13 protein-coding genes are annotated in these 14481 nt (G+C 72.3%); 2 read left to right on the top strand and 11 right to left on the bottom strand.

The annotated features are described in order from the left end of the window. The 10 genes from OUY22_RS13520 to OUY22_RS13475 form a co-directional block, all read right to left on the bottom strand. A partial coding sequence (locus OUY22_RS13520; RefSeq protein WP_270155252.1) for an LLM class flavin-dependent oxidoreductase occupies nucleotides 1-368 on the bottom strand: 368 nt, incomplete at its 3' end. Continuing rightward, nucleotides 365-1228 carry an LLM class flavin-dependent oxidoreductase gene (locus OUY22_RS13515; protein ID WP_270155251.1) on the bottom strand — a complete coding sequence of 288 codons (864 nt, stop codon included), beginning with the start codon at nucleotides 1226-1228 and terminating at the stop codon, nucleotides 365-367. The genes OUY22_RS13520 and OUY22_RS13515, both read right to left, overlap by 4 nt. Further along, a complete protein-coding gene (locus tag OUY22_RS13510) occupies nucleotides 1225-2376 on the bottom strand; it encodes an LLM class flavin-dependent oxidoreductase (RefSeq protein WP_270155250.1) in 1152 nt (383 codons plus the stop codon). The genes OUY22_RS13515 and OUY22_RS13510 overlap by 4 nt, the downstream gene beginning before the upstream one ends. Continuing rightward, the gene (locus OUY22_RS13505) at nucleotides 2373-3692 is read right to left on the bottom strand and encodes an NtaA/DmoA family FMN-dependent monooxygenase (RefSeq protein WP_270155249.1); all 1320 of its coding nucleotides are present in this window, start codon (nucleotides 3690-3692) and stop codon (nucleotides 2373-2375) included. The genes OUY22_RS13510 and OUY22_RS13505 overlap by 4 nt, the downstream gene beginning before the upstream one ends. Beyond that, nucleotides 3689-4600, bottom strand: a complete 912-nt coding sequence (locus OUY22_RS13500; protein WP_270155248.1) for a glutathione S-transferase C-terminal domain-containing protein — start codon at nucleotides 4598-4600, stop codon at nucleotides 3689-3691. The genes OUY22_RS13505 and OUY22_RS13500 overlap by 4 nt, the downstream gene beginning before the upstream one ends. A gap of 17 nt (nucleotides 4601-4617) precedes the next feature. Beyond that, nucleotides 4618-5136 carry a flavin reductase family protein gene (locus OUY22_RS13495; protein WP_270155246.1) on the bottom strand — a complete coding sequence of 173 codons (519 nt, stop codon included), beginning with the start codon at nucleotides 5134-5136 and terminating at the stop codon, nucleotides 4618-4620. 351 nt (nucleotides 5137-5487) lie between these two features. Continuing rightward, on the bottom strand, nucleotides 5488-5964 hold the full coding sequence (locus OUY22_RS13490; protein WP_270155245.1) for a (2Fe-2S)-binding protein: 477 nt from the start codon (nucleotides 5962-5964) through the stop codon (nucleotides 5488-5490). 54 nt (nucleotides 5965-6018) lie between these two features. After that, the gene (locus OUY22_RS13485) at nucleotides 6019-8313 is read right to left on the bottom strand and encodes a molybdopterin cofactor-binding domain-containing protein (RefSeq protein WP_270155244.1); all 2295 of its coding nucleotides are present in this window, start codon (nucleotides 8311-8313) and stop codon (nucleotides 6019-6021) included. An 8-nt stretch (nucleotides 8314-8321) separates the two neighbouring features. Beyond that, nucleotides 8322-9539: an oxygenase MpaB family protein gene (locus tag OUY22_RS13480; RefSeq protein WP_270155243.1), complete on the bottom strand. Its 1218-nt coding sequence runs from the start codon at nucleotides 9537-9539 to the stop codon at nucleotides 8322-8324. Between the two features lie 41 nt (nucleotides 9540-9580). After that, nucleotides 9581-10795, bottom strand: coding sequence for an oxygenase MpaB family protein (locus tag OUY22_RS13475; RefSeq protein WP_270155242.1), 1215 nt, complete (start codon nucleotides 10793-10795; stop codon nucleotides 9581-9583). A 177-nt stretch (nucleotides 10796-10972) separates the two neighbouring features. Between OUY22_RS13475 and OUY22_RS13470 the strand changes: the two genes are divergently transcribed. Together OUY22_RS13470 and OUY22_RS13465 are read left to right on the top strand one after the other, a co-directional pair. Next, nucleotides 10973-11644, top strand: a complete 672-nt coding sequence (locus tag OUY22_RS13470) for a TetR/AcrR family transcriptional regulator (RefSeq protein ID WP_270155253.1) — start codon at nucleotides 10973-10975, stop codon at nucleotides 11642-11644. A gap of 372 nt (nucleotides 11645-12016) precedes the next feature. Further along, nucleotides 12017-13276, top strand: a complete 1260-nt coding sequence (locus tag OUY22_RS13465) for a pectate lyase (RefSeq protein ID WP_270155241.1) — start codon at nucleotides 12017-12019, stop codon at nucleotides 13274-13276. 142 nt (nucleotides 13277-13418) lie between these two features. Here the strand turns inward: OUY22_RS13465 and OUY22_RS13460 are convergent, their stop codons facing one another. Further along, the gene (locus OUY22_RS13460) at nucleotides 13419-14471 is read right to left on the bottom strand and encodes a methyltransferase family protein (protein WP_270155240.1); all 1053 of its coding nucleotides are present in this window, start codon (nucleotides 14469-14471) and stop codon (nucleotides 13419-13421) included. Nucleotides 14472-14481 lie beyond the last annotated feature (10 nt).

Here is a 14481-nt window from a genome sequence, read left to right as displayed (position 1 = left end):
GGGTCTGCGGTGGGGTCTGCGGTGAGCTCGGCGCGGCGCTGCCCGGAACGTCCGATGCCGAGGTCGATCCGGCCCGGGTGGAGCGCGTCGATCAGGCCGAACTGCTCGACCGCGGACAGCGGCGTCTGGTGCCCGAGCTGGACCGCCCCCGATCCGACCCGGATCGTGGAGGTGGCCGCCGCGACCAGCGCGATCAGCACGGCCGGGGCCGAACTGGCCACGCCGGGCGCGAAGTGGTGCTCGGCCAGCCAGTAGCGGCGGTAGCCGAACTCCTCCGCCCGCCGGGCGAGGTCGAGGGTGCGGCGCAGGGCGTCGCCCACCGTGCCTCCCGACACGACCGGCGCAAGATCGAGGATGGACAGCGTCACGCGGCACCTCCGGGGAACGGCCTGCTGGGGATCTCGGCGCGCAGCACGGGCGCGATCTCGGCCTGGAACAGCTCCAGCGCGTCGCGGTGCTGCCGGGGGGTGAGCCCGTCGGCGTCGGCGTGCAGGTGCATGACCTCGTGCCCGAACCGCTTGTGGTAGCGCAGCACCTTGTCCACGATCTGCTGCGGGCTGCCGACGAGGATGGAGGAGCGCTCGACGGCGTCCTCCAGCGTGGGGAAGACCACCGGCAGGCCGAGCTCGCGCTGGAACGCGACCCGGGCGTCGAAGATCGGCCGGTAGACGGCGAGAGCCTCCTGGGAGGTCCTGGCCGCGTAGTAGCCCGCGGTCCCGGCTCCCACCAGCGCGCCGGCCGGATCGTGCCCGTAGTGCGCCCACCGTTCCCGGTAGTGGTCGATCAGCTCGGCGTACGGGCCGATGGGGTGGGTGACGTTGGCGGAGAACAGCTCGTACGCCTCCCGGTTGCGTTCCCACTGGTCCTCGGGCGTGACGTGGAACAGCTGGGCCTGGGCCGCGCCGTTGCCCTTGCCGATGATGAGCTCCAGCCTGCCCTCCGACAGGTGGTCGAGCGTCGCGTAGTCCTCGTAGGCGCGTACGGGGTCGAGCAGGCTCAGCGTGGTCACCGCGGTGAACAGCCGGATCCTGCTGGTTCTGGCGGCGATGTGGCTGAGCACCACCGGCGGCGAGGAGGAGATGAACGGCCGCTCGTGCCGCTCCCCCACGCCGAACCCGTCGAAGCCGAGCTCCTCGGCCAGCACCGCGTTCTCGACGACCTCGCGGAAGCGCTCGGTGGGCGACCGGTCATCGTTATGGACGATCAACGTGATAGCCAGAAATTTCATGACACCTCCGCGTAGCGGCTGGCCGGGCGCGGCAGGCCGAGCAGCCCCCGCAGGGTGGCGGCCTCGTACGCGTGTCGGAAGGCGCCGCGTCCGCGCAGCTCGGCCGTCAGGCCGCGGGTGATCTGCTCCAGGTCGTGCGGCAGCGCGCCGGGCCGCAGCCGGAACCCCTGGATGCCTGCCCTGCGCCACTCCAGCAGCACGTCGGCCAGCTCGCGCACGGTCCCGGTGAAGATCGCGGCGTCGGAGGCGAGCTCGGCCCCGTCGAGCTCGTCGAGCCGCGCCTTGCGCCGCGCCGCGTCCGGGCCGAGGAAGACGAGCAGGTCGGCGAAGATCTTGAGGTCTCCCGACAGCGCCCGGATCTCCTCGACGACGGCGCGGGCCTGCTCGTCGGAGTGCGGGGTGACGTACACGACGTCGGCGCTCCCGGCCGCGAACTCGTACGGCAGCCGCGCGTGCGCGAGCGCGGTCACCACCGGCTGCCCCTGCGGCGGCCGGGGCGTGATCGACGGCCCCTTGACCGAGAAGAACCGCCCGGCGAAGTCGGCGTAGTGCAGCTTGTCCCGGTCGACGAACCTGCCGGTGGCCACGTCGCGGATCTCGGCGTCGTCCTCCCAGCTGTCCCAGAGCCGCCGGGCGACCTCGACCGCGTCGGCGGCCTCGGCGAACAGGTCGCGCACGTGCGGCTCGGCGGACGGATCGGGGGCGTGCGGGTCGATCGGCGGGAACCGCCGGCGGCCGAAGTGCCGCGCCTCGGCGGCCCGCGCGGAGATCTGCGCCCGCCAGCCGGCCCGCCCGCCGCTGACGTGGTCGAGCGTGGCGATGCCGATGGCCACGTGGAACGGCTCGGTGTGCGTGGTGGTGGCGGTCGGCACCAGGCCGATCCGGCTGGTGAGCGGCGCCAGCCGGGCGGCGAGCAGCACCGCGTCGAACCGGCCCCGCACCTGGTCGGTCCGCTCGTCCGGGCCGTCGGGCAGGGTGGACTGCAGGCCGAGCGCGTCCTCGATGGTGACGAAGTCGAGCAGCCCCCGCTCGGCCTCGGTCACGAGTCCCGCCCAGTGGCGGGCCGAGAAGACGTCCGGGCCGGTCTCGCGCCAGGCGGCGGGGTGCCAGCCGGCGCCGTCCAGCGCCACGGCGAGGTGCACCGTCATGTGAGCTCCAGGTGGTCGCGGAGGGTGGCGCCGGTGTAGTCGGCGCGGAAGACGCGGCGCTCCTGCAGCAGGGGCACCACGCGGTCGACGAACTCGTCCAGCCCGCCGGGCGTCAGGTGCGGCACGAGGACGAACCCGTCGGCGGCGTCGGCCTGCACGTACGCGTCGATCTGCCGGGCCACGCCCTCGGGGGTGCCGACGAACGTCTGCCGCCCGGTCACCTCGATGACCAGCTCCCGGATCGACAGGCCCTTCTCCTCGGCCAGCGCCCGCCACTTGGCGGCGACGGCGGCCCTGTCCTTGATCGGCACCCGGCCCTGGGAGACGCCCTCCGACAGGTCCGGCTCGATGTCGGGCAGCGGGCCCTCCGGGTCGAGGCCGGAAAGGTCGCGGCCCCAGACCTGCTCCAGGAAGGCGATCGCGGTCTGCGGCCCGACCTGCCGGCGGCGGATGACGGCGGCGTTCTCCGCGGCCTCCTCGGCGGTGTCGCCCAGCGCGAACGTGGCCGCCGGCATGATCTTGAGCTGGTGCGGCGCGCGGCCGTACCGGGCCAGGCGGCGCTTGACGTCGGCGTAGAACCGCTTGCCCTCCTCCAGCCCGCCGTGCGGGCTGAAGATCACGTCGGCGTGGGCGGCGGCGAACTCGCGGCCCTCGTCGGACTCCCCCGCCTGGATGACCACCGGATGGCCCTGCGGGCCGCGCGGCAGCGTGAACCGGCCCTCGACGGAGAAGTGCGCGCCCCGGTGCTCGACGTGGCCGACGGCTCCGGGCCGGACGAACGTGCCGGTCGTGGGGTCGGCGGCGACCGCGTCCGGCCGCCAGGAGTCCCACAGCTTCCGCGACAGCCGCACGAACTCGGCCGCGCGCTCGTACCGGTCGGCCCGGTCGAGGTAGCCGCCGCGGCGGAAGTTCGCGCCGGTGAAGGCGTCGGACGTGGTCACCACGTTCCACCCGGCCCGGCCGCCGCTCAGGTGGTCCAGCGTGGACAGGCGCCGGGCCAGCTCGTACGGCTCGTTGAAGGTGGTGTTCACGGTCGCGGCCAGGCCGAGCCGGTCGGTGACCGCGGCCAGGGCGCTGAGCACGGTGAGCGACTCGGGCCGGCCCACCACGTCCAGGTCGTGGACGCGGCCCTTGATCTCGCGCAGCCGTAAGCCCTCGGCCAGGAAGAAGAAGTCGAGCTTGCCGCGCTCGGCCGTCTTGGCGAGGTGGACGAACGAGGCGAAGTCGATCTGGCTGCCGGAGCGGGGGTCGGTCCAGACGGTGGTGTTGTTCACGCCGGGGAAGTGGGCCGCGAGGTGAACCCGTTTGCGGCTCATCGGTCCCGCCCGTGCGGCTCGTCCCAGACCGCGGGCAGGCCCTCGGTCGTCTCCCGGAAGGCCGGGCGCCGGTACAGGTCGCGGGCGTAGGCCCAGAGGTGCTCGAAGCCGGCCAGGTCCCGTTCGCTGATCAGGTGGCCGCGGTTGTGCTCGCGGTCGAACCTGGCCAGCGTCACCCACAGCCGCACGTCGGCCTCGGTGACCGTGTCGCCGGTCAGGAAGCGCCGGTCCGACAGCAGGGCGTCCAGCCGTTCCAGCGCCGCGACGACCACCCGCCGTTCCCGTTCCCTGTCGGCCTCGGTGGCGGCGTGGACGGCCCGGGTGACGCCGGTGTTGACGTCGTGGTAGATCCAGGCGTTGAGCTTGTTGATCTCCGGGCGGAGCGCGTCCGGGTAGAGGTCGGCGTCGCTCCGCGCCCACTGCTCGAACTGGGTGGCCAGGTCGATCGTGAGCTCGGGGAAGTGGTTGCTGACGATCGCGCCGGTGCGCCGGTCCCAGAGCACCGGGACCGAGATGTGGCCGCCGTAGCCCTTCTCGGTGGCCTCGTACGCCTCCTCCAGCAGGGTGAAGCCGTTGACCGGGTCGGCGCCGCGGCGCTCACGGAACGCCCAGCCGCGCCCGTCGCGCTCGTCGTCCACGTACGACAGCGAGATCACCCCCTCCAGGCCCTTGAGCTTGCGGACGATCGCGGCGCGGTGGGCGTACGGGCAGACCCAGGAGACGTAGAGGTGGTAGCGGCCGGGCTCGGCGCGGAAGCCGGTGGAGCCGTCGGCGCTGATCCGGCCCTGGAACGGGTAGAGCGGGCGGTTCCACTGGGGTGACAGGTGCAGGCGGCCCGGGCCGTAGTGGCCGTAGGCGACGTGGTCGACGGGGCTCGCGTAGGCCCGCGTCCTGGTGGGTGTGGGCACAGGAGTTCTCCAGGGGTTCAGGCGTCGGGGTGGGCCAGGAAGCGGCCGAAGCGGCCCTGGTGGTAGAGGAGCGGGCGGCCGGAGCGGTGCACGTCGGCCTCGGTGACCAGGCCGACGACCAGCACGTGGTCCCCGACCTCGGCGCGTTCGTAGGGCAGGCAGATCAGGTGCGCGGAGACGCCCTGCAGCAGCGGCGCGCCCAGCGGGCCCGGCCGCCAGCGGGTGGGCTCGGCGAAGCGGTCGGCGCTCTTGCGGGCGAACCGGGCCGCCAGGTCGGCCTGGTCGCTGGCCAGGATGTTGACCGCGAAGTGGTCGGCGGCGCCGAGCCGGGGCCAGGTGGTGGAGGAACGGTCCACGTAGAAGGAGACCAGGGGCGGTTCGAGGCTGACGGAGGAGAAGGAGGTGGCGGTGAGCCCGACGGGGACGCCGTCGTTCTGGGCGGTGATGACCACGACGCCGCTGGCGTGCACGGCCAGCGCCCGCCTGAACCGGCCGGCATCCACGGCCTGCCCGGCGGTCACGGGTGAAACGGTCATGGGTGAAGCGGCCACGGGTGAAACGGTCACAGGAGCTCCTCACGGGAGAAAGGCATGCTCGCGCGGCGCCCCGGCGGGGAGCCCGGGGGCGCGGCTGAAGAGACGTCGTCGACGGAGGGCGCGGGCGGCTTCGGCCGCGCCGTGAGCACGGAAGGTCGGCTACGGATGCGTGATCAACGACACTGCGCGCTGGCGACGTGGCAGAAGTCCACGTGGGAGCGCCTGGTCAGGAGGAGACCCTGCCTCATGCCTTCGACGTTAGGTCCCGGTCAGGGGAAAGTCAATATTCCCTACTAGGTTTACATGAAAATAGCCCACGAGGACGCCGTGCCCCCGCCGGGGGGCACGGCCTCACATGTCCTCGGCGCCGGCTCTGATGGCCTCGCGGATGCGGACGTAGGTGCCGCACCGGCAGATGTTGCGCAGGCCGTCGAGATCCTCCTCCGTGATCGCGCGGCCCTCGGCGGCGACCCGGCGGACCAGCGCCACCGCGGCCATGATCTGGCCGGGCTGGCAGTAGCCGCACTGGGCGACGTCGTACTCCAGCCAGGCCCGCTGCATCGGGTGCAGGTCCTCGCCGACCGTGGCCGCCAGCCCTTCGATGGTCGTCACCTCGTCGGTCGGCTCAAGAGCCTCGACGGGGATGGCGCACGGGTTGACCGCCTTGCCGTTCAGGTGGCTGGTGCAGGCCTTGCAGACGTTGATGCCGCAGCCGTACTTCGGCCCGGTGATGCCGAGCAGGTCGCGCAGGACCCACAGCAGGCGCACGTCGCCGGGGACGTTGACGGTCACTTGCTCGCCGTTGACGCGGAACGTGTGCTCGGGCACTCGGATCTCCTTGCTGGGCGCGGGGCTGGGCGCGGGGCTGGGCGCGGCGGGGTGTCAGCGGGCGTGGTCGAGGCCGTCGGCAGGCGACGGGGGGATCGGCGGGACGGTGGGCTTGGGGGTGAAGGAGAGCGTCCCGTGGTTGATCGGGAAGCTGGTCGGCATCGTCCCGGTCGCGCGGCCGTACGCGCAGGCGACCGCGGCCATCGACGCGGCGACGGCCAGCTCGCCCGCGCCGCCGGGCTCGTCCGACGTGCTCGGCATGACGATGACCTGCAGGTCGGGCGGGGTGTTCCACTGGCGGGTGTAGAAGTAGTTGTCCCAGCTCGCCTCCAGGAAGTAGCCGTCGCGCAGGTGCAGGCTGGAGGTCAGGGCCAGCGCGATGCCGTCCATGATCCCGCCCATCATCTGCGCCTCCAGGCCCCGCGGGTTCACGGCGAGGCCGACGTCCACGGCGAACACCACCCTGGTCACGCGCGGGCCGGTCACGCCGTCGCGGATGGGCCGGTTGACGGTCGCGGGCCGGCAGTCGATCTCCACCAGCGCGGCGCTGACGGACTTGTACTCGGCGTGGAAGGCGATGCCCTGGGCCGTGCCCGCGGCCATCGACCGGCCCCAGCCGCCGGCCTCGGCCACCTTCTGCAGCACCGCGCGGGAGCGGTCGTCCCGCAGGAAGTCGCGCCGGAACCGGTAGGGGTCCTTGCCCATCCGCCCGGCGAGCTGGTCGACGATGAGCTCGCGGGCGCAGGTGACGTCCGGCGAGTAGACGTTGCGCATGCTGCCGGTGTTGAAGTCCTTGTCGGTCTCGTTGAGCAGCTGGCTGCTGACCCCGAACCGGTAGGACATCGTCTGGCTGAGATGGAAGAACGTCTGCGCGAACCCCATGTCGCCCACCGGGAGTCGCGCCGCCAGGGCGGTGATGATCTCGCCGAGCCCGTGGCCGAGGTCCGTGGACACGCTCGTGTGCCGCTGCTTGTAGCTCAGCACGGTGTCGCCGAGGTACGACACGCGCACCCGCGAGGTGGCCATCGGGTGGGTGCGGCCCTGGCGGGAGTCGTCGGCGCGGTGCCACATGAGCTTGACCGGCTTGCCGATCTTCTGGGAGACCTCGGCCGCCTCCAGCGCGGCGTCGAAGAACAGCTTGCGCCCGAAGGAGCCGCCGCCCTCGGTGACGTGCACGGTGACCTTGCTCACCGGCAGCCTGAGCTTGGCGGCGATGGCCTGCTGGGCGACGATCGGCGATTTGAGCGACGACCAGATCTCGGCGCGGTCGGCCCGCACGTCGGCGATCGCGCAGTTGGGTTCGAGCGCGCTGTTGCTGCGGAAGTGGAAGGTGAACGCGCCTTCGACCACCGGGGTCGGCGGCCTGAGCCCCATCGGCAGCTCCGCCGCCGCCAGCTCCCGCAGCACGCTCGCGTCGGACTTGCCCTGCGCGGTGCCCGGCCCCCAGGTGACCCGCAGCGCGCGCACGGCGTCGACGCACTGGCCGAAGGTCTCGGCGCGGACCGCGACCCCGGTGGCGATCGTCACCACGTTGGTGACGCCGGGCATGGCGCGGACCTCGGCGAGGTTGGCCACCGACCGGACCGTGCCGTTGATGGTCGGCGGGCGGCACACCATCGTCGGCTTGGCGTCCGGCACGTCGAGGTCCATGGTGAACTTCTTGCGCCCGGTCACCGCGTCCAGGGCGTCGATCCGGCTGTGCGGCCTGCCGATGACGGTGAAGGCCGACCGGGGCGCGAGCTCCACCGAGACCCGCTCGGTCCGCGCGCTCGCGGCCTTCACCGCGAGCGCGCCGATGTCGAGGCTCCGGCCGGAGCGGTCCCTGACCGTCCCGTTCTCGATCGTCAGGGCGGCGACGTCGGTGCGGAGCTCGGCCGCCGCGGTCGTCAGCAGGCGCTGCCTGGCGATGGCCGCGGCGACCCGGATCGGGCCGTAGGTGGCGATGGTGGTGTTCGAGCCGCCGGTGAGCTGGTTGAACACCAGCTCGGGCCGGGCGTCGGCCAGCGTGACGCGCACCCGGTCCAGCGGCACGGACAGCTCCTCGGCGATCAGCATGGCCGTCGAGGTGGTGATGCCCTGGCCGACCTCGGCCCGGGGCAGCGCGAACGCGACCGTGCCGTCCTGCCGGACCTCGACCGCGATGAGGTTCGCGGTCGGCAGCGCCGCCGCCGTCATCAGGTCGTTGAGGTCGAGCAGCTCGGTCAGCTCCGCCGAGGGCAGCGGGGCGGCGGCGGCCGGCGCCGGGGCGAGTTCGGCCGCGGCCACCAGGGTGGGGGCCGCGAGCACGTACCCGAGGAACCGCCGCCGGCCGATGCCTCTGTCCGGCGCCTCGCCGGTGGAACCCGTCATCGTCTTCCTCAGCTCGGGCGGTTGGTGGTCGGAATTTCGATCTTGGTTTCCTCGCCCTTGGTGAGGAACCACATGATGTACCGCCGGATCGCCTCGTCGATGACCCAGGCGATCTGGGGCACCAGCGGCAGCGGGATGAGCCCCTCACGGAACCTGACCAGCGCGGGCCACGCGGAGCGGATCAGCGGGTCCCACACCGGCTCGCGCGGGATCCCGTTCCAGTCGGCCACCTGGTCGCCGACCAGATACCTGGCGAGCGCGTTGCAGAGGGGCCGGCTGACGCTGGCCGGGCTGGTCTGCTCGGCGAGCTGGTCCAGCAGGATGTCGGTCAGCGCCACGCCCTCGGGCGTCGGCCCCATGTTGCGCGGCAGCACCAGGTCCGACTGCGCGTTGGCGGCCTCCCAGGTGGCGGGGATGTACTCGTCCTTGATGCCGAGCAGGTGCGCGGTCACCTGCCACACGTGCAGGTACGCGGCGGAGTCGGCGGCGCTGATCGGGACCTTCCATTCGAGCATCTTGCGCATGGCGAAGGTCGGCAGGGTGTGCCAGGTGACCAGCATGTCCTCCTGGCTGATCGGGATGCCGTACGGCCAGTGGGGCACCTGCTGCAGCAGGTGCCGTACGGCGGCGTGCACCAGCCGGGTCTTCACCGCCTCGACCACGCACGAGCCGTCCGGCCGGTAGGCGTTCAGCGCGCCGATGGCGAACCCCAGGATGCTGGTCTTGGCGACGCGGTCCTCCATGTCCGCGCCGCCCTTGGAGTAGTAGACCGCCCGCGCCTCCTTGGGGATGGCGGTGCTCAGCATGCCGCCGCCCACGCCGTTGAGCAGGTTGAGGTACAGCCCTCTGGACTTGTTGAACGTGGCCGCGGTCTCCAGCTTGCCCCGGTCCGCCCACGACGGCAGCTGACGGGCGCGCTCCATGAAGTCGCGCAGGTCGGCCGGCAGGCCCTCGGGCAGCGGCTGGTCGTTGCGGTTCCAGTCCCACAGCAGGCGGTTGACCTCGGGCACGTCGCCGCGCTCGATCAGGGAGGCGACCAGCGGGTCGGCCTCCTCGTCCCATACCCACCGCGGGTCGGCGCCGGTACCGGAGCCCGCGACCGAGTCGCGGGGCGACCAGGGCCAGTCCTGGACCCGCGCCTGCGCTGGAGCGGTGATCCCGAGCGCGCCGAGCGCTCCCAGCGCTCCGCCCGAGATCAGGATTTTGCGCCTGCTCAGTTCCGTCATTCGCCCGTACTCCTCTCCGTGCGGCGGATGGACGTGGTCGATCAGGACGGCCGGTTGGTCTCCGGGATCTCGATCCTGATCGGCTTCGCTTCGGACAGGAAGAGCAGGGTCGCCTTGCGCAGGAACTCGTCGAAGAGCCAGTACGTCTCCGGCGCCAGCGGGAGGTTGAGCAGACCTTCGCGGATGGCGATGAACGGCCGCCAGGACACCCGGAGCAGCGAGTCCCAGACGGGCTCCCTCGGGATCTTCAGCCAGCCGGCGATCTGGTCGCCGAGCACGTAGCGGGTGAAGGCGCCGAGGATCGGCTTGGACAGGATGGCGCCGTCGACCGAGGCGCCGAGGTTGAGCAGGATGTCGGCCAGCTTGATGCCCTCGGGGGTCGGCGCCAGGATCGGGGTCAGAACCTGCTCCGCCTGGGAGTTCGCCTGCGCCCACGACGCGGGGATGTACTCGTCCCTGATGCCGAGCATGTGCGCGGTCACCTGCCACGAGTGCAGGAAGGCCGTGGACTCCGAGGAGGGGATCGGCACCCGCCAGTCGACCATCTTCTGCATGACGGTCGTGCCCAGGCTGTGCCAGGTGACCATCATGTCCGCCTGGCTGATCGGGATCTCCTCGTCGGCGACCGGGGGCCAGTGCGGGGACTGCGGCAGCAGGTGCCGCACCGCGGCGTGCACCAGCCGGGTCTTCACGCAGGTCACGATCATCTCGCCGTCGGGATCGAAGGCGTTGCGCGTCATGATGTCGTAACCGAGCTTGGCGGTCTTGGTGATGCGGTCCTTCATGTCCGCGCCACCCTGCGAGTAGTAGACGGCGCGGGCCTCCCTGGGGATGACCGTGCTCATCATGCCGCTGGCCATCCCGTACAGGACGCCGAGGTAGAGTCCCCGCTTCTCGGTGAACCTGAACGAGGTCGCGAGCTTGCCGTGGTCGGTCCACGCCGGAAGCTGCCGGGCGCTCTCCATGAACGCCCGCAGGTCCGCCGGGAGCCCGGTGGGCAGCGGCTGGCCGTTCTTGGTCCAGTTCCGTAAGAGCTGGTTGACCATCGGCACGTCGCCGCGGTCGAGCAGCGAGGCGACCAGCGGGTCCGCTTCCGCGTCCCACACCCATCGCGGGTCGGCGCCGACGCCCGTGCCCGCCACCGAGCCCTTGGGCGACCAGGTCCACGCGTACGCCGGGGTCGCGGCGCTCAGCGCGCCGAGCGCGCCGAGCGCGCCGCCTGCCTTCAGCAGGTTGCGTCTGGTGGGCTTGTCCATGCTGTCGTTCCTCCTCCTGGTCGGGGAGCCGCTTCGAGAGATCCGAGAGCAGGTACCTGATACGATGAAACAGATGTCAGATCTGCGTATCAGCATCATGACAGCACACTGTGAGGACCATCACAATAGGCATAATCGATGTGGGAGGTGGTCGTGGAATCAGCGCTGGCCGTGCTCATGTCGCCGTCCCTCATGTCGCCGTCGACGCCGTCAGACTCGGAGTCCCTGCTGGAGCGCGCCTACCTTGACGCCGTCGAACAGGTCGGCGACCTGGACGAGACCCGGGCGCGCATTCTCGACGCGGCGTACGAGCAGTTCAGCCGGACGGGCATCCGGCGCTCCACCATGGAGGACGTCGCCCGGCGGGCCAAGGTCTCGCGGATCACCGTCTACCGGCGGTTCGCCACCAAGGACGCGCTGGTGGAGCACGTCGTACGGCGGGAGTTCCGCCGCTACTTCGACCAGTTCCTCATCGACATCGAGCAGGCCGGCACCGCCGCCGACCGCGTGGTCCTGGGCTTCGTCAGCTCGCTGCGCACCATCCGGGACAACCCGCTGATCGGCGGCCTGATCGCCGCCGAGCCCGACCTGCTCATCCCGTCCATGATCACCGATGGCGGCCGCACCCTCGCGATCGTCCGCCAGTTCGTCGCCGGTCAGCTCCGCCGCGAGCAGCGCGCGGGCAACGTCGCCGCCGACCTCGACGCCGACCTGGTGGCCGAGCTGATGGTACGGATCTCCGCCTCCTTCCTGTCGACCCCCAGCCGGCTCGTCGACCTCGACGACGACGAGCAGCTCGCCGCCGTGGCGCGGCGCTTCCTGGTGCCCATGCTGAACACCCCCGGCTGACCGGGGCCGCCGCCCGCGGCCCCGCCCTGCCGTCGATGCAAACGATTGTCGTCACCTGGCCAGGCCGTCGCCGCCCGCCCGTGCGGGATGAGTGCTGCCAGGAGCTTCGCCCGCAGGATTCCAGCAACCGCTTGTAGCCCTTTGATGAAACTTTCATCACCCGCCACCCCCTCACGCCCGCCTCCGCGACCCCTGACCAGCGGGAAGAGCGGGCGGGCGGGGCGGCCCCCCGCCTGGGCCTTCCCGGGCGGCGGCGCGCTGTGCTTCACTGCGAACGTCGTCGGGAAAGCGCTTACCTAGACTCTCCGCGACGCCGCCACTGACGCCTCTCCCTCATCGGGGCATCCCCCGTACACCGAAGTGGAGTTCACCGTGCGCAGAAGAAGAAGATTGGCGCTCTCACTGGCCGCCGCGCTCGTGACCAGCGGCGGGCTGGTGGCCGTGCTGACGGGGACCGCCTCGGCGGCCCCGGCCAACGGCAGCTACACGCTGGTCAACGCGGGCAGCGGGCTGTGCGCCACGGTGCCCGGCGCGAGCACCGGCGACGGCGTCCAGCTCGTCCAGACCGCCTGCGCCGGCACCGCCGGGCAGGTGTTCGCGCTCAGCGGCGGGCAGCTCAAGGCCGCGCACAGCGGCAAGTGCCTCGGCGTCCGCGACGCCTCCACCAGCGCCGGCAAGGCGGTGCAGCAGGAGTCGTGCACCTCCGCCGCCTCGCAGACCTGGCAGTTCACCGCCTCGGGGAGCAACTACCGGATCGTCAACGCCAACGGCGGCAAGTGCCTCAACGTCAAGGACAACTCCACCTCCTCCGGCGCCCTGCTCCAGCAGAACTCCTGCGACTCGGTGGCCACCAAGCAGTGGACGCTGCGGCCCGCGAACGGAGGCGGCGACCCGGACCCCACCCCGACCGTCACGCCGACCGCCACCCCGACCGTCACGCCGACCAGCGGCGGCGGCGACGGGAGCGGCCCGTGGCCGTCCGACACCGGCAGCGTCCACCAGACCGTGACCCGTAACGTCGGCACGTTCTTCGACGGCGGCATGAAGCGCTACTACGGCATCGGCGACGGCGGCCAGGGCGAGAGCCAGGACCCGATGTTCGTGGTGGCCAACGGCGGCACCATCCAGAACGTCATCATCGACGCCCCGGCCGGCGACGGCATCCACTGCGAGGGCTCGTGCACGATCAAGAACGTGTGGTGGAACGACGTCGGCGAGGACGCCGCCACCTTCCGCAGCTCCAGCTCCTCGGCCCGCTACCTGGTGGACGGCGGCGGCGCCAAGTCAGCCTCGGACAAGGTGTTCCAGCACAACGGCGCCGGCACCCTGACCATCCGTGACTTCCAGGTGCACAGCGCCGGCAAGCTCTACCGGGCCTGCGGCAACTGCTCGACCTCCTACCAGCGGCACGTGGTGATGGACGGCGTCACCGCCCGTTCCACCAAGGTGCTGGCCGGCATCAACACCAACTGGGGTGACACCGCCCGGTTCAGCCGGATCACCGTCTACGGCAGCGCCGTCATCTGCGAGAAGTACCGCGGCGTGCCCAAGGGCAGCGAGCCCACGAAGATCGGCGAGGGCGCCGACGGCGTGAACTGCCTCTACTCCCCGTCCGACATCACCTACCGGTAGGAACCCCGATCGGGGGCATCCCCCTCCCGCCTGCCCGTGACGCCCGCGCGCACGGGCAGGCGGGCCGCTCGTCCGCCCCGCCTTCCCCGACCGGTCCTGACCGCCGGTGCGCACGGGCGGACGGCAGGGGGATGCCCCTCCTTCACCGCCCGGCGGCGGACCGCTCCGGCAGCGGCGCCGGGCTCGGAGCCGTCGCCGTCACGAGGGCGTGCGACGGCGAGCGGGTCAGCACCTGCCACGGGCCGGTGGCGCAGCCGGCCTCCTCCAGCCAGCCCCGGATCGTCTCGGCCGAATGCAGCGCGCCGCCCTGCGTGTGCCACAGGTTGAGCGCGAACGCCGCGCCGAAGGCCCGGTCTGCGGCGCCGCTCCCGGGCTCGGCCACGCTCTCCATGACGACCAGCAGCCCGCCGGGCCGCAGCGTGGCCGCCGCCTTGGCGACGAGCGCGGCGGCGTCGGTCGCCGCGAAGCCGTGCAGCACGTTGAACAGCACGGTCACGTCCTGCCCGCCCGGCAGGTCACAGGTGAGCAGGTCGCCGACGCGCCAGGTCAACGGCCCTTCGGAGCGTTCGGCGACGGCGGCGTCGACGACCGTGGCCGTCAGCCCGGGGTGGGCGCGGCAGAACGCCCCGGCGTACAGCCCGTGCGCGCCGCCCAGGTCGAGCAGGCTCGTGCTGCCCTCCGGCAGCGGCGCCAGCGAGACGACCTCCTCCGCCAGCCACTCGGCGAGCCCGCGCTGCAGGTCGTGGAAGGCCGCGGAGAGGTGCGGGCGGCCGGCGAGCCAGTCGTAGAAGCCGCCCGCCGGGGTCCCGGAGCGCACCGCGCCGGCGAGCCCGGCCCACCGCTCCTCGACGATGGCCTGCCACAGGCCGAGGATCCGGCCGTAGTCGGTGGGCGAGTCCGAGCAGAGCCACGCCGTGCTCGCGGGCGTGTTGGCGTACCGTCCGTCGTCGCGCCGCACGTACCCGGTGGTGCGCAGGACGCCGAGCAGGTGCTCCAGCGCGGCCGGGTCGGCGCCGGCCGCCGCGGCCAGCTCCCGCGGCGTCAGCGGCCCCGCCGCGAGCGCGTCGAACACGCCGAGCGAGCGCGCGGCCCCGACGGCGTGGCAGGCCATCAGGCCGAGCAGGTCGAGCATCGGCGCCGGGGCCTCGCCCCGGCGGAAGGCGGCCACCTCGTCGGGTGGCAGGTCGACCGGCATGAGGTTCCTC

It is taken from the genome of Nonomuraea corallina (assembly GCF_027620315.1).
Taxonomy (GTDB): Bacteria; Actinomycetota; Actinomycetes; order Streptosporangiales; family Streptosporangiaceae; genus Nonomuraea; species Nonomuraea corallina.
The sequence above is the reverse complement of the archived record's forward strand: the minus strand, read 5'-3'. Positions and strand labels throughout refer to the sequence as shown.